This window comes from Cognatishimia maritima, from assembly GCF_900129685.1.
Classification (GTDB): Bacteria; Pseudomonadota; Alphaproteobacteria; order Rhodobacterales; family Rhodobacteraceae; genus Cognatishimia; species Cognatishimia maritima.
Window position 1 is genome coordinate 103,131 of the sequence record NZ_FQWM01000002.1, and the last position, 13,865, is coordinate 116,995.

The window sequence follows — 13,865 nt, forward strand, 5'->3', positions numbered from 1 at the left end:
TCTTTAACTGCGTGCTAATCCTGCCACCCTAGGTAACTTTGTTACAAAGAGTTTGCGATAACATTAACTTGATTGCGCTAACGCAGCGCTATCAGTCTATTCAAGCCAAAATCTCCCATGTTAAGAGCGCCCTATCCCCCTGCTTCCGGGGTGGATCTGCATGGGTGAGGGTCCCGTTGCAGCACAAAGGACCGCCGCGACCAGCGCGGCAACAGGAGTTAAACAATGACATTTGGACGGGTAAACCCGCAGTTCCGCTTGGAAGATCAAGGAATCGAAGGTCTGGGAAATGTCTATTATAACTATATGGAACCAGCGCTGATCGAAACGGCGCTGAAGAACGGCGAAGGGACGCTCGGCAATGGCGGTGCTTTCCTGACCACGACCGGGAAATTCACGGGCCGTTCGCCAAAAGACAAATTTGTTGTGCGGACCGAAAGCGTGGAAGACTCCATCTGGTGGGAAAACAACGCGCCAATGACGCCCGCTGGCTTTGATGCCCTGCACCAAGACATGCTGGAGCACATGAAAGGCAAGGACTACCACGTGCAGGATTTGGTGGGGGGTGCTGACCAGCGCCATTCGATCAACGTGCGCATGGTGACTGAACTTGCATGGCACGGGCTGTTTATTCGTACCATGCTGCGCCGCCCGGATCGCGAAGATCTGGATGATTTCGTGGCAGACTACACCGTCATCAACTGCCCGACTTTTAAGGCGGACCCAAAGAAACACGGCTGCCGCTCCGACACGGTGATCGCGCTGAACTTTGATCGCAAGTTGATCCTGATCGGCGGTACGGAATACGCGGGTGAGAACAAAAAGTCTGTCTTCACCCTGCTAAACTACTTGCTGCCCGAAAAAGGCATCATGCCAATGCACTGCTCGGCCAACCACGCCAAGAACAACGCAGTCGACACGGCAGTCTTCTTCGGCCTCTCTGGTACGGGCAAAACAACTCTGTCCGCTGACCCGGATCGCATCCTGATTGGCGATGATGAACATGGCTGGTCTGATCAGGGGACCTTCAACTTCGAAGGTGGCTGCTATGCGAAGACGATCAACCTGAACCCGGAAGCAGAGCCAGAAATCTACGCGACCACCACCAAGTTCGGCACAGTGATCGAGAATATGGTCTACGACCCGGACACCAAAGAGCTGGATTTCGAAGACGACAGCCTGACGGCCAATATGCGCTGCGCTTACCCGCTGCACTATATCTCAAACGCGTCTCAGACAGCGATTGGTGGCCACCCGAAGAACATCATCATGCTGACATGTGATGCCTTTGGTGTACTGCCTCCGATTGCGCGACTGACTCCGGCGCAGGCGATGTACCACTTCCTGTCAGGTTTCACAGCGAAGGTTGCAGGAACCGAGCGTGGTGTCACCGAACCTCAGCCAACGTTCTCTACCTGCTTTGGCGCGCCTTTCATGCCGCGTCGTCCAGAGGTCTATGGCAACTTGCTGCGCGAAAAAATCGCCAAGCACGGCGCGACATGCTGGCTGGTCAACACTGGCTGGACTGGTGGGGCCTATGGCACGGGTTCGCGTATGCCGATCCGCGCCACACGTGGTCTGCTGACCGCGGCGCTGGATGGCTCGCTTGTGAACGCAGAGTTCCGTAAGGACCCTAACTTCGGGTTTGAGGTACCGGTTACGGTTCCCGGTGTTGCAGAGGTTCTACTGGACCCGCGCCGCACTTGGGACGACAAAGCCGCCTATGACGCACAGGCAGCGAAACTGGTCCAGATGTTTGCCGACAATTTTGAGCAATACGTGCCCTTCATCGACAACGATGTCCGCGCGGTCGCGATTGGGTAAGCCAAAAGCAAAGTCGCTCTGATATTTCCATTGAAACCCGGCCCTTGTGGCCGGGTTTTTCGTCTGAGCGAAGGCAACGATCTCAGGCGCTTTACCGCCGCTTTACGAAGATTTGGGATTATGTCAAATCAGTGCCATGCAAAGCAAATCAGACTCTGTCAAACCCATACGTCCGCGCCGCGTCACCGCCTCTGAGGTTGCGCAAGCCGCCGGTGTCTCGCGGTCTGCTGTCTTGCGGGCCTACATGCCCGGTGCGTTGCTGACCCCCAGCAAGAAAGAACGCATTCTACGCATTGCAAACAAATTAGGATTTGTGCCTGAAACATCCGAGACGCTCACCCAAAACGCGCCCACAAACCTCATCGCGGTATTCTTGGCCGGGGCGGATTCTGTCTGGCTAGAGCATTTGTGCGCCGCGCTGACGCGGGAAGGTAAATGGCCCATTGTCTTAACGGACCCTGGCCTTCAGCAAACAGACAGTCTGACAGTGCAGCTTGGTTTTGCAGTTGAGGCGCTTGTGTTGCCTGCTGGCTTACACGACGACTGGGCCAACCGGGTGAGCCAACAGGACCAGATCCCGCTGATCTTCTCTGGCGGAATTGAACGGATGAAATAAGTTGTTGGTATCTTTGACAATCAAACTGTCGGCGTCAATCAACTGGCAGCGCTGCTTGTGCAAACCGGGCGACGACGGATCGCGCTTATCACCCCGGCTGGGTTCGTGGTACACGTGCCCGCAGCCCTTAAAGAGGCCGGATTGGGGTTCATCGCGACCGGACAGACCCAACCAACATTCGACGGTGGCGCCACAGCGGCGAAAACCCTGCTGGACCAACACGACTTAGATGCGATCCTCTGCATGAATGACGAGATTGCGCTTGGCGCGTTGACTGTTGCCCGCGACGACTTCCGCCTCCGGGTGCCGCGCGACCTCACCGTTGTCGGCTACGGCGACAGCGCAATGGCTGCTTGGCCATGTTTTGGACTGACAACGATGCGCGTACCCAATGCTGAGATTGCAAAGAAAACAGCGCAGCTATTGCTGGAAAGGCTGGAACATCCTGAACGGTCACCCGAAACGATTTGGGTCACCCCGGAATTGATAGAGCGGGATACGCACTAGCTTTCTGACCGATCCAAAAACTTGCGGCAGAACAAATCTGTCAACGAATGCAAGCAGATCGCCATAACGGCCAGCACAATCAAAGACGCGAACATCAGGTCGATCTTCGCGCGCCCGTTGGCCAGCAGCATAAGGTAGCCAAGCCCCTTAGAGGCTCCGACCCATTCCCCAATGATGGCCCCAATGGGGGCATAGACAGCGGCCAGCCGTAGCCCAGAGGCAAACCCCGGCAACGCCGCCGGAATGCGGATGTGCCACATGGTGCGCCACTTACCAGCGCCCATGACGCGCGCGAGGCCCAGCCAATCCGGGTTTACGCGGATCAAGGCATCAAAGAATGCCGAGGTCACCGGGAAATAGACAATGATCAGCGCCATCACCACTTTGGAGGTCAGCCCAAATCCAAGCCAAAGGTTCAGGATCGGCGCGAGGGCAAAGACCGGGATCGCCTGTGTAAACACCAGCATTGGCCGCACCAGCGCCCGCGCAACCGGCGAGGAGGCCAGCATGATCGCACTGATGCCGCCAATCAGCGCACCAAGGATCAACCCCAACAGGACCTCTTGCAGGGTGATCCATGCGTTTTCAAGAATGAAACCGCGGCTAGTCCAAAGCGTCTCGGCGACCAAAGCAGGACCGGGCAGGATAAACTTCTGCAAATCGCCGATCCAGACAATGGCTTGCCAAATCGCGATCCCCAAAAGGGCCGACGCTATGCCTGCCTGCCAACTTTTCATGAGGCGACCGGAAAGCCTGCCCAAGCGCCTTCAAAGAAGGCGCGTTCGCGTTTGACGGCTTCGCAAAAGTATTCTTCGACCATGGCTTGTTCGTGCGGCTCAAGGCCATCCCATACGGTGTCGAGTTGACCGCGCAGGTAGTCAACAACACCTTCAAACCCCTCACCACAATGCAGTGCAATCCATTCGCCAAACCAGAAGGGTAAATCGTCAATCCGGTCGGCAAAAGGCGTCGCCCATTCCAGATAGACCCACTCGGCCACAACAAGCACCGCCAACATGATCTCGTAGCGACCCGACAGGCGCGCCTCTTCCATCAGGTTCTGGAAATTCACCGTCTCTGGCGCTGGGTCAGCTTCGGGCTGAATATCCAACGCCTCAAAGCTGCGGAGGAAGTATGTGTTTTCCGGCCCGGTGATGACACCAAGAAACTGCGCGGCGGGCACGCTGTCCGCCAAAGTCGGGGCATGAGCGATGGTTGTGGCCAGCAAGCGGACAAATTGATCGATGAACAGATAGTCCTGTTGCAAATACCCGCGCATCAGGTCGGATTTAAGCGTGCCGTCAGCCAAGGCTGCCGTAAACGGATGACGTGTGGCCAAGATCCAGTCCTCAGCGGCTTTCATCTTCAACATATCGGTCGGACGCATCTTCAATCCTCTCTTAGCCGCGCAAGTAAGGCAGCCTGTACTTTCAACACAATTTCATCATCCACCGCCCGGGGAACAGTGCCCGGTGGTGGCGTGACCGTTTCAATTCCACGGTCTGTCATCAAATTTATGGCGTGCCCAAGCCGCGCAGCTTCCACCGGATCATGGGTCACCAGCAAAACCGTTCGGTCTTGCAGAACCTCTGCCGTCAATTCCTGCATCAAAGATCGGTTCTTGGCATCTAAAGCCGAAAATGGCTCGTCCAATAGAACCACAGGGCGATCTTCCATCAATGTACGCGCGAGGGCGACGCGCTGGCGTTGCCCGCCTGAGAGTTCGCCGGGCCTCCGGGCGGCTTTATCCGCCAACCCAACGCGATCAAGCACGTGGCTGACCTTTGATTTGTCCGGCGCGTCGCCACGCAGACGCGCGCCCAGCGCGACGTTTTCTGAAACCGAGAGCCATGGCAAAAGCAAATCACTCTGCGCCATCAGGGCCACGCGTCCTGTCAAGTCGCCACCCTCGGCTCCAAACTCTCCATTGAACTCGACATGTTCTGCCAGCCGAGCAAAGAGTTTCAAAACCGTTGATTTGCCGACCCCGCTGGAGCCAAGCAAACAGGTCCATTGCCCCGCTGCCACATGAAGGTCCAGCGCGCGAAAGATCGGCACGCCGTCTATCGCTGCACTGCCTTGCATGTAAAGCGCCGGGGCAAGGGTCATGGGCGCAGCCCCATATCCCAAAAGCCGACTTCCAGCTTGGTCGCCATATCGAACCGTTTGCACAGGCTGGCCCAGCGCGGGCTTTCCGTAGGATTATCCCCTAACCGTCGCACCACCGCTGCATCGATCAGCGCCGCAACTTCGTGGCAGACGCCCTGGTACTCATCCCCGCCATAGGTGCCGATCCACTCTGCATAGGCCGGCGCGTGGTCTTTGATCAGTGTCGCGCCGATCTCCCCATAGCCCAAAACGCAGGGGGCCAACGCCGCCAGCAGATCAAGGAAGTCACCCGAATGCCCTGCATCCAAGACATAGCGCGTGTAGGCGAGGTTTTCCGGACGTTCTTCAGCGGCAAACAGATCTGCCTCTGAAATGCCCGCTTCGCCGCAGGTTTTGACATGCAGCGCGATTTCTTCATTGATCAGCGCATTCACTGTCCCAGCACAGAGGCGCATTTCCTCTGGTGTTTCCGCTTTGGTCACGGCCAAGGCCCAAGCGCGCGAGAAATGAATCAGAAAGACATAGTCCTGCGTCAGATAATGCAGGAAGGCCGCGCGCGGCAGCGTGCCGTCTTTGAGACCTCTTACAAAGGCGTGGTCCACGTAAGCGGGCCAATTCTGGCCCGCCGCGTCCCGCCAAAGCGGGAATGTTTTGCCGTAAGACATGGGTTACTCTGCACCCAGATCGACAGCCAATTCAGACACCGGACGGGTGCCTTCGACCAACTTTGCATCCGCCAAGAATTGCTCAAACCGCACATAACGGCCTTCGTCCAGCGCCTCAGGACGCAGGGCAAAGCGCGGCAACGTGTCGACCCATGCTTTTTCGTTCAGCTCGTCCTGAAGTTCAGCAGAGGTGCCAGCAAAGATTTCCCAGCTTTCCTGCGGGTGGTTCACAATGTATTGGGTCGCCAGTTCGGTTGCGCGCAGGAAGCGGCGGGTTTTGTCGGCATCCATTGTCTCTTTGTGGGCCACGTAGATCAACTCATCATAAGTCGGCACACCTTCTTCTTCGATGTAGAAGCATTTGCCTTCAACGCCTTCGATTTCCATCTGGTTCAGTTCAAAATTGCGATACGCGCCCAACACCGCGTCCACCTGCCCTGACATCAGAGAGGGGGACAGAGACCAATTCACGTTGACCAGTTCGATATCATCCATCGACAGGCCGTGGGTGTTCAGGATTGTGCCCAACAGCGCTTCTTCGACACCCGCAACGGAATAGCCGACCTTGCCGCCTTTAAGATCGGCGATTTCCTTGATCGGGCCGTCTTCCAGAACCAGCAAGCAGTTCAACGGTGTTGCAACCAAGGTGCCCACGCGCACCAGCGGCAGACCTTCGGCGACCTGTAGGTGAAGCTGTGGCTGATAGGACACCGCCAGATCAGCTTGACCAGCGGCGACCAGTTTTGGCGGCGCGGATGGGTCTGCAGGCGGCACGATTTCAACCTCTAGGCCTTGGTCTGCGAAAAAGCCCTTTTCCTGCGCCACAATGATCGGGCCGTGGTCAGGATTGATGAACCAGTCCAAAAGGACGGTCATTTTGTCGACAGCAAAGGCCGGGGTCGCGGACAACATCGCGGCTGCCATAAGAAATTTCTTCATCGGTTTCATTTGGGTCTTCTCCTAAAATCCCTCACCCATCGCCCAAGGCGACAAGTGCAATCTCTCCATTCCAGTGATGTTTGACGCGGTCCGCCGCCTGCCAAGCCCGCAGGCCAGAGCGGCAGGCCAAGACCATCCGCTGTCCGCTTTCAGGCAAAGGCGCGGAGGGGCTGTCAAAGTGAGCAACTTCCGCACGGGTCGCAGTCTCCAGTCGCGGGCCGGGCTCGGTCGCCGCGCGCAGGTCAATGACACAATCGCTGTCTCGCAGCGCGCTTGCAGAAATAAATCGATGGCCGCCCATCGGTTCCGGTGCCTTGTCAAACCGAAAGCCACCAAAGCGCAGGGCCGCAGCATCATAGCTGACAAGCTGCCCAAGCGGAGATGGGTCTGCGCCCGCGATCAATGCCAGTGCCATTTGCGCCTGCAGGCTGCCAACGACCCCCACCGAAGGGCCAAGAACGCCATCGGCATCGCAGCTGCCAAGACGTTCGGGTAATTCTGGGAATACCGCGCGCAGGCTAGGCGCGCCGCCACAAAATGCCCCGCAATAGCCTTCGGTTCCGACAACAGAGGCGCTGACCATTGGTAAGTTCGCCCCAAGGCAATGATCACTGGCCACATAAGACGCCGCGAAACTGTCGGCACAGTCGATGACAAGGTCCACCCCGGCACAAAATTGCCCAGCATTCGCAGGGTCAAACCGCGTGACATTTGCGTCGACCTCGCAGTCAGGATTAAGCGCCGCCATATGTTGCGCGGCAACCTCAGCCTTGGGTTTGCCAATGTCTGCTTCGCGGAACAACGTCTGGCGGTGTAAATTGGACAGTTCCACCGTGTCAGGGTCGACAAGGCGGATATAGCCGAGACCTGCGCCGACCAAATATTGCAGCACCGGTGCCGCCAATCCGCCTGCGCCAATCACCAAAACCCGCGCAGACCGCACTCGCGCTTGGCCTTCTGGCCCCACGCTGGAGACTTGGATTTGGCGGGCATAACGGCTCATGCGCCGACCTCAAGCCACGCGCGCACGCGCGCTTCAGGATCATCGTGCAGGGTGATGTCTGTGACGGCAGCGACAATATCGGCACCGGCGTCAAAAGCCCCCGGCGCACGCTCCACCGACATGCCGCCAATGGCGCAAAGTGGCGTGTCGCCGATGCGTTCTTTCCATTCCGTGACTTTGCCCAGCCCCTGCTGATGCCATTTCATCTTTTTCAGGATGGTCGGGTAAACAGGGCCAAGCGCGACATAGTCGGGGTCAAATGCCAGCACACGGTCCAGTTCATCGGTGTCATGCGTAGACACGCCCAGTTTCAATCCGGCAGCCCGGATTGCGTCCAAATCAGCCTCATCAAGGTCTTCTTGACCCAGATGCAGCCAGTCGCACCCAAGTTCGATGGCCAGTTCCCAATAATCGTTCACCACCAAGATGGCATCATGGTCTGCGCAGATGTCTTTGCCCGCTTGCAGCTGGGCTTTGACCTCGGCCATCGGTGTATCCTTGATGCGCAGTTGCACCAGCTTCACGCCAAGCGGCACCATCCTCTCGAGCCAGCGGACATCATCGAAGATGGGGTAGAAACGCGGCAGGGTCATTCGAGAAACGCCTTTCCTATAACAGGCGTCGACGGGGCTGCCATATCGCGTGGCTCCATCGGGTCAGCCTGATAGGCCAAGGCCCCTGCTTCGACGGCCAGAGCGAAAGCTTCGGCCATGGCTGCCGGTTCGCCCGCCTTGGCCACGGCAGTATTCAGCAAGACTGCGTCATACCCCATCTCAATCGCCTGCGCCGCTTGGCTGGGCACACCAAGACCTGCATCAACCACCAAGGGCACATCCGGGAAATGCGCGCGCAAGGACCGCAGCCCGTAGATGTTATTCAGCCCCAATCCAGTACCAATTGGCGCGCCCCAGGGCATTAAGACTTCGCAGCCTGCTTCCAGCAGCTTGTCACAAAGCACCAAGTCTTCGGTGCAATAGGGAAAGACCTGAAACCCATCTTCGGTCAGGATTTTTGCGGCTTCGACCAAGCCAAAGACATCAGGCTGCAGCGTGTCCGCATGGCCGATGACCTCTAGCTTGATCCAACGGGTATCAAACAGCTCACGCGCCATATGGGCGGTGGTCACCGCTTCGCGCACGGAATGGCAACCTGCGGTGTTTGGCAGCAGAGCCACATCTAGCTCTTTGATCAGATCCCAAAACGCCTGCCCTGCCTTTTCACCTCCGCTTTCTCGGCGCACCGAGACGGTCGCGATCCCGGCTTTGGAACGGCGAAAGGCATCCGCCAATATGGCCGGAGATGGGTATTGCGCCGTGCCCAGCATTAGACGGGATTGAATGTCGGTTCCGTAAAATACCGGCATGATCAGCCTCCTTGCCGAGGGGCTACAATTTCCAACCGGTCGCCAGCCTCAAGCGAGGTCGCGGCGCGCAGGGTCGCTGGCACGAACTCTTCGTTCACGGCGGTCGCCACCTTGGCGTCGCCGTGGCCTAGTTCGACCAAAACCGCGTCTAAAACGGTTTCTGTAACCTCAACTTTTTCGCCATTCACTACGATCTTCATGTCAGGCCTCGTGCCAAATTTCAGGGGTTTTGCCATCAATCACCAGTTCGCCCACCATCCGCGCCATGGCGGGGGCCAGAAGATAGCCGTGACGGAACAGCCCGTTCACGTAAATCGTGCCGTCTTTGCCGGTGATACGCGGTAAATTGTCCGGGAAAGCCGGGCGTGCATCGACACCGATTTCCAATAGTTCCGCCTCACCAAAGGCCGGATGCAGCGCATAGGCCGCGTTCAGCAATTCGACCACAGAGCGTACGGTTGCGCGCGTGCGCTCTCCGCTTTCGATTTGAGTTGCACCGAGCATGAACACACCGTCACCGCGCGGCACAATATAAAGCGGGAAGCGCGGGTGCAGCAGGCGCACAGGACGGTCCAGTTGGACATCATTGGTCCTGATGATCACCATCTCACCCTTCACGCCGCGTAGCTCCGGCAGGCTGTCTTGCGCCGCCAAGCCGCGGCAGTCGATCGCTTGTCCATGTTCCTCGCCGCTTTGGACAAAGGAGACACCTTCTGCAGCCAAACGGCTGCGCAAGGCCAGCAAGGTGGGGCGTGGATTGAGGTGCGCCTCTTGCGTCATCAAAAGCGCCCGGTCAAAGCGCTCTGCCAGAAAGGGTTCAACCTCGGCAAGGTCGGACCGCGAAAGCAATTTGTGATTTTCAGTGCGGCGTGCAAAGCGATCCAATTCTTGCCGGTCACGCCCCAAAGCGACAACAACAGAGCCGTTGTACGTGATCTCTGCGCCAGCAGATTGCCACCATTCCGCCGCCTCGCGTCCAAGGCGGACCACGACAGGTTCAGCAACCTCGCCCTCACAATCGGCCGCCAACATGCCGCCTGCCCACCAAGAGCATCCATGCGGACCGGGTGCACCATTGGGATCGATGACGGTAACGGCGTAGCCGCGTCCGTGCAGTTCTGCTGCGACGGTCAAGCCAACCACACCGGACCCTAAGATGGTGACGGTCTGGGTCATCTCCAGACCTCATGGAAGTGATGCACGGGGCCATGACCCTGACCGATGTCCAAAGCATCCGCTGCGCTGATCGCATTGTGCAGCCATGCATGCGCGCGTTCCAATGCAGCCTTTAAAGAGGCGCCTTTGGCAAGTTCCGCAGCAATCGCTGAGGACAATGTGCAACCGGTCCCATGGGTATTCCGCGTATGAATGCGCGGCGCATCCAAGTGAACCGCTTCATCCCGCGTGACAAGCCAATCGCGGCAGGTCTCGCCTTCGGCGTGGCCACCTTTCATCACAACCGCCTGCGCGCCAAGGTCCAGCAAGCGATGACCCTGCGCCAGTATCGCGTCATCACCGCGCTGTTCGTCTTCGCCGAGGATCTTTGCAGCCTCTGGCAGATTGGGCGTCAACACCGTCGCGCGGGGCAGTAAGATCGACACCAAAGCCGAGACCGCGTCATCGGGCAGCAATGCGACCCCTGACTTCGACAGCATCACCGGGTCAAGCACCACGGGTCCATCGAAACCCTCAAGCGCCCGCGCGACGGTTTCGATCAAAGCCGGAGACCCCAGCATTCCGATTTTTACGGCGTGAATGTCGATATCATCCAAAACGGCTTTGATCTGTGCTGCCACAACTTCATTTGAAATCGCTTCAACGGCGGTCACGTCCAACGTATTCTGCGCCGTGACTGCGGTGATGGCGCTTGTGCCAAACACACCCAGCGCTGAGAAGGTCTTTAGATCAGCCTGAATACCGGCCCCACCGCCGCTATCAGATCCCGCGATTGTCAAAGCCGCTTTGGCCATGCCGTGCCCTCTGCCGTTATGGTCATTGACTGAGGGGGAACCTGAAAGGCGTTTGCCGGTCTTTGGGTCCGTTCCCTCCGCCGGTACTGACCGGATCAGGTTCGATGGGTTGGCATTCGCCTCTCAGCTTGTCATCAAGCACCCCAACGGATGGCGCAGAGCTAACAATAACAGGTGTCAAAGGCAAGCGAAGTCTGTGACTGGACTCCTGATAGGCAAGGTCTGGCCTGATGGGTGGTGCCTCGACAGACTCCGCCAAATCTGGCTGGCTGCCCAAGTTGCCAAGATGGAAATACCGGTCTTCGTGGCCGCGCGAAATCCAGAATTTCGACCTAGAGCAGCGCATTGGGCGGCGACAACCCAGCGTACACACTATTTTCCGACTCAAGTGCACTCAAAAACGGGAAAACAGCCCGAAAATGAGTAAGATAAGGCTGAATAGCTGATAAAAGTGTCATTCTGACTTTACATTTGGCGCGTAAAGCAAAGGCAAACACGCCGGAGCAGTTCAATGCATGTCAGACTTCCACCCCTGCGCCTCACGGGCGCCCTTACGCTGCGCGACGGTGCGATGCAGCAACGTTCGGTGGCGTTAGCAAGCGGCCGGATCACCAAGGGCCCCCTGCCCGCAATTGATCTAAGCGGCTACTATGTCATGCCCGGCATCATCGATCTGCAGTCTTCGGCCTGCGAGAACCGCATCAACGACGCAACCATCTCGCCAGAAACACGCGCAACATCGATCAGCATTGCCGAGAAAGACGCAGCGCGCAGCGGTGTGACAACCGCTTGGCTTTCTCAGCGCTGGAGTTGGGAAGGCGGTGCGCGCAGCCCGGATCATGCCGAAGCTTTTGCCCGCGCACTTCGCATGGCAAAGCCAACTTTGGAAACCGATCTTCGTTTGCAGCTGCAGTGCGAGATTCACGCGGTGCAAAGCCGTGATCGGCTTTTGGAACTCGTTGACCGCGAAGCCATCGACAGCGTCCTCTTTTATAACCAGCTGCAACAAGAAGACCTCAGCAAACGGCCAACCTCTGACTATGCAGCGGCGCGACTTTTGGCAGAGGCTTGCCGCAAAGAGGTGCCGCGCCATCTGTGTCGGTTGGCGGATCGTTTTGACACGCTGGGTGTTGTCTATGGCAGCGCGCAGGACTGGGAAGGTGATACGCGCGAGACCTATTCTTTGATCGGCGCGAAACTTTGCGCACATCCCAAATCGCGATCAGCGGCTGCCTTGGCACGCGCCGTCAACGACCCGGTTTTGCTGACGGCACAGCAGGTTTTGCACCCGGCTGAGAACGGATCACCATGGGCCATGGACGCGGTCGCAAACGGGCGCGGCGTCGCGCTGGCGTCTGGCGCGCGCTTTGACGATCTCGCGACGGCTGTTTTTAAAATCGTTGACGAAAACGTCATGCCGCTAGAGCACGCATGGCGAATGGTGTCCAAGGCACCTGCAAACATCATGCGCTTATCGGATCGTGGCGAAATTGATTTTGGAAAACGCGCTGATCTCGTGGTCATCAATCAAGACACCCGTGCCATCGAAGCAACCATTGCGCGTGGGCGGATCACTTATATTCATGGCGAAGCACGACGCCGCTTTGCAGATTTGCTTGAAGTGCCATCAATGGCAGCAGAGTGACGCGCCCCTCGTCACAGCGGCCCGGCCTGAAACAGCCGAACTTTCAAACCGCCATGCGGAATAGGCGCGCCATTGGTAAGGTTCGGCAATCCCGTCGCCCGCGCCAGCGCCACATCGCTTGTGATCATACCGACGCGCCAACCTTGGAAATTTTCCTTGAGGCGCTGCCCCATAGCCCCATAAAGGCCAAACAGCTGTTTCTTGTCTCCGATCCGCGCCCCATAGGGTGGGTTTACAATCACCAACCCCGGCGGCCCGTCTGGACGCTGTAGATCACTGATCGCAGCCTGCCGAAAGTGGGTGACACCCTCCACACCCGCCCGCTTTGCATTGGCCGCAGCGCTTTCAATCGCCCCGGCGTTCCTATCTGACCCATGGAACCGAAGCGCAGTGATTTTCACCTCATTGCGTTTGAGCTCGGCAAACTTGTCTGGCTCGAAACTCGCGAGGTTTTCGAAAGCAAAACCACGTGCGCGACCTGCTTGCAGACCAAGCGCCATCTCTGCGGCTTCAATCACAAAGGTGCCAGAGCCACACATCGGGTCCAGGACCGGCTGACTGCCGTTATAACCGCACGAGCGCAGAAACAATGCCGCTAAAGTTTCTCGCATCGGGGCCTTGCCCACCGCCGCTTTGTGACCACGCTTGTGCAGCGTTTCACCGGAACTGTCGACGCTAAGCGTCACAAGATTGTCGTCGATCCGCACATGTACCGTCACTTCGGCCTCAGCCGAGATCGGCGCGCCCAGTTCTTCAGCAATCGCGCGTTCGACACGCTGTTTGGCGGCTCCTGCGTGATAAATCTTGGATTTCTTCGAAACCGCATTCACGCGCACTGGCACGTCAGGGCGCAGGATATCTCCCCATGGAAATTTGCGGGCGCGCTTATCCAACTGTGCCGGATGAAACGCCATGAACGACCCGATGCGCACCAAGATGCGCGTAGCCCCGCGCAGTTCCAAATTGGCGCGCCAGACGTCCGTCCAATCGCCATCAAACTCGACCCCACCGGGCACTGGCTTGGCGGCTTCCCAGCCCAATTCATGCGCCTCAGCACAAAGGACCGGTTCAAGCCCCGGAGGGCAAACAAGGAAAATGGCAAAGGATTCGGGCTGTGACATGGCGCGTGCCTACGTTCAATTCCGCAACATGACCATCGATTTATGTGAGACACAGCGCCAAAAGCCAAAAAGACGTAGGGTTTTCAGTCACCCATCTTGATCG

16 protein-coding genes and 1 riboswitch are annotated in these 13,865 nt (G+C 57.8%); of the genes, 4 read left to right on the forward strand and 12 right to left on the reverse strand.

What is annotated here, in order from left to right; translation table 11 throughout:
• Positions 1-225: 225 nt before the first annotated feature.
• From BUA39_RS05905 to BUA39_RS05915, 3 genes are all read left to right on the forward strand, one after another.
• The gene (locus BUA39_RS05905; protein WP_072791926.1) at positions 226-1,824 is read left to right on the forward strand and encodes a phosphoenolpyruvate carboxykinase; all 1,599 of its coding nucleotides are present in this window, start codon (positions 226-228) and stop codon (positions 1,822-1,824) included.
• 136 nt (positions 1,825-1,960) lie between these two features.
• Positions 1,961-2,440 (forward strand): LacI family DNA-binding transcriptional regulator, encoded by a 480-nt coding sequence (locus BUA39_RS05910; protein WP_072791928.1) that lies wholly within the window; start codon positions 1,961-1,963, stop codon positions 2,438-2,440.
• 57 nt (positions 2,441-2,497) lie between these two features.
• Entirely contained in the window at positions 2,498-2,947 is a 450-nt protein-coding gene (locus tag BUA39_RS05915) for a substrate-binding domain-containing protein (protein ID WP_072791929.1), read from the forward strand.
• Here the strand turns inward: BUA39_RS05915 and BUA39_RS05920 are convergent.
• The 11 genes from BUA39_RS05920 to thiD are packed head-to-tail and all read right to left on the reverse strand — an operon-like array spanning position 2,944 to position 10,996.
• Positions 2,944-3,684: an ABC transporter permease gene (locus BUA39_RS05920; RefSeq protein WP_072791931.1), complete on the reverse strand. Its 741-nt coding sequence runs from the start codon at positions 3,682-3,684 to the stop codon at positions 2,944-2,946. The two genes, BUA39_RS05915 and BUA39_RS05920, sit on opposite strands and share 4 nt — an antisense overlap.
• The gene (locus tag BUA39_RS05925; RefSeq protein WP_072791932.1) at positions 3,681-4,334 is read right to left on the reverse strand and encodes a TenA family protein; all 654 of its coding nucleotides are present in this window, start codon (positions 4,332-4,334) and stop codon (positions 3,681-3,683) included. The genes BUA39_RS05920 and BUA39_RS05925 overlap by 4 nt, the downstream gene beginning before the upstream one ends.
• A 2-nt stretch (positions 4,335-4,336) precedes the next feature.
• Entirely contained in the window at positions 4,337-5,056 is a 720-nt protein-coding gene (locus BUA39_RS05930; RefSeq protein ID WP_072791934.1) for an ABC transporter ATP-binding protein, read from the reverse strand.
• Positions 5,053-5,721: a thiaminase II gene (gene tenA / locus BUA39_RS05935; RefSeq protein ID WP_072791935.1), complete on the reverse strand. Its 669-nt coding sequence runs from the start codon at positions 5,719-5,721 to the stop codon at positions 5,053-5,055. Before tenA ends, BUA39_RS05930 begins: the two co-directional genes overlap by 4 nt.
• A 3-nt stretch (positions 5,722-5,724) precedes the next feature.
• A complete protein-coding gene (locus BUA39_RS05940) occupies positions 5,725-6,660 on the reverse strand; it encodes an ABC transporter substrate-binding protein (protein ID WP_072792674.1) in 936 nt (311 codons plus the stop codon).
• Positions 6,661-6,691: 31 nt separating this feature from the next.
• On the reverse strand, positions 6,692-7,663 hold the full coding sequence (locus BUA39_RS05945; RefSeq protein ID WP_072791937.1) for a HesA/MoeB/ThiF family protein: 972 nt from the start codon (positions 7,661-7,663) through the stop codon (positions 6,692-6,694).
• Positions 7,660-8,256, reverse strand: a complete 597-nt coding sequence (locus tag BUA39_RS05950; RefSeq protein ID WP_072791938.1) for a thiamine phosphate synthase — start codon at positions 8,254-8,256, stop codon at positions 7,660-7,662. Before BUA39_RS05950 ends, BUA39_RS05945 begins: the two co-directional genes overlap by 4 nt.
• Positions 8,253-9,026 (reverse strand): thiazole synthase, encoded by a 774-nt coding sequence (locus tag BUA39_RS05955; RefSeq protein ID WP_072791940.1) that lies wholly within the window; start codon positions 9,024-9,026, stop codon positions 8,253-8,255. Before BUA39_RS05955 ends, BUA39_RS05950 begins: the two co-directional genes overlap by 4 nt.
• A 2-nt stretch (positions 9,027-9,028) precedes the next feature.
• Positions 9,029-9,226: a sulfur carrier protein ThiS gene (gene thiS / locus BUA39_RS05960; RefSeq protein ID WP_072791941.1), complete on the reverse strand. Its 198-nt coding sequence runs from the start codon at positions 9,224-9,226 to the stop codon at positions 9,029-9,031.
• A gap of 1 nt (position 9,227) precedes the next feature.
• Entirely contained in the window at positions 9,228-10,202 is a 975-nt protein-coding gene (locus tag BUA39_RS05965) for an FAD-dependent oxidoreductase (RefSeq protein ID WP_072791943.1), read from the reverse strand.
• On the reverse strand, positions 10,199-10,996 hold the full coding sequence (thiD, locus tag BUA39_RS05970) for a bifunctional hydroxymethylpyrimidine kinase/phosphomethylpyrimidine kinase (RefSeq protein WP_072791944.1): 798 nt from the start codon (positions 10,994-10,996) through the stop codon (positions 10,199-10,201). The genes BUA39_RS05965 and thiD overlap by 4 nt, the downstream gene beginning before the upstream one ends.
• 55 nt (positions 10,997-11,051) lie before the next feature.
• Positions 11,052-11,152, reverse strand: a riboswitch (TPP riboswitch).
• 355 nt (positions 11,153-11,507) lie between these two features.
• Between thiD and BUA39_RS05975 the strand changes: the two genes are divergently transcribed.
• Entirely contained in the window at positions 11,508-12,641 is a 1,134-nt protein-coding gene (locus tag BUA39_RS05975; RefSeq protein WP_072791946.1) for an amidohydrolase family protein, read from the forward strand.
• Positions 12,642-12,652: 11 nt separating this feature from the next.
• On the opposite strand, the gene BUA39_RS05980 is transcribed toward BUA39_RS05975, so the two are convergent.
• Positions 12,653-13,762 carry a THUMP domain-containing class I SAM-dependent RNA methyltransferase gene (locus tag BUA39_RS05980; protein ID WP_072791947.1) on the reverse strand — a complete coding sequence of 370 codons (1,110 nt, stop codon included), beginning with the start codon at positions 13,760-13,762 and terminating at the stop codon, positions 12,653-12,655.
• Positions 13,763-13,865 lie beyond the last annotated feature (103 nt).

Bases quoted from the DNA above. Each gene is read 5' to 3' on its own strand.
- BUA39_RS05910 (WP_072791928.1), top strand. From the start codon at position 1,961: ATGCAAAGCAAATCAGACTCTGTCAAACCCATACGTCCGCGCCGCGTC.
- BUA39_RS05945 (WP_072791937.1), bottom strand. From the start codon at position 7,663: ATGAGCCGTTATGCCCGCCAAATCCAAGTCTCCAGCGTGGGGCCAGAA.
- BUA39_RS05950 (WP_072791938.1), bottom strand. From the start codon at position 8,256: ATGACCCTGCCGCGTTTCTACCCCATCTTCGATGATGTCCGCTGGCTC.
- BUA39_RS05975 (WP_072791946.1), top strand. From the start codon at position 11,508: ATGCATGTCAGACTTCCACCCCTGCGCCTCACGGGCGCCCTTACGCTG.
- BUA39_RS05980 (WP_072791947.1), bottom strand. From the start codon at position 13,762: ATGTCACAGCCCGAATCCTTTGCCATTTTCCTTGTTTGCCCTCCGGGG.
- BUA39_RS05940 (WP_072792674.1), bottom strand. From the start codon at position 6,660: ATGAAGAAATTTCTTATGGCAGCCGCGATGTTGTCCGCGACCCCGGCC.
- BUA39_RS05965 (WP_072791943.1), bottom strand. From the start codon at position 10,202: ATGACCCAGACCGTCACCATCTTAGGGTCCGGTGTGGTTGGCTTGACC.
- thiD (WP_072791944.1), bottom strand. From the start codon at position 10,996: ATGGCCAAAGCGGCTTTGACAATCGCGGGATCTGATAGCGGCGGTGGG.
- tenA (WP_072791935.1), bottom strand. From the start codon at position 5,721: ATGTCTTACGGCAAAACATTCCCGCTTTGGCGGGACGCGGCGGGCCAG.
- BUA39_RS05955 (WP_072791940.1), bottom strand. From the start codon at position 9,026: ATGCCGGTATTTTACGGAACCGACATTCAATCCCGTCTAATGCTGGGC.
- BUA39_RS05920 (WP_072791931.1), bottom strand. From the start codon at position 3,684: ATGAAAAGTTGGCAGGCAGGCATAGCGTCGGCCCTTTTGGGGATCGCG.
- thiS (WP_072791941.1), bottom strand. From the start codon at position 9,226: ATGAAGATCGTAGTGAATGGCGAAAAAGTTGAGGTTACAGAAACCGTT.
- BUA39_RS05905 (WP_072791926.1), top strand. From the start codon at position 226: ATGACATTTGGACGGGTAAACCCGCAGTTCCGCTTGGAAGATCAAGGA.
- BUA39_RS05925 (WP_072791932.1), bottom strand. From the start codon at position 4,334: ATGCGTCCGACCGATATGTTGAAGATGAAAGCCGCTGAGGACTGGATC.
- BUA39_RS05930 (WP_072791934.1), bottom strand. From the start codon at position 5,056: ATGACCCTTGCCCCGGCGCTTTACATGCAAGGCAGTGCAGCGATAGAC.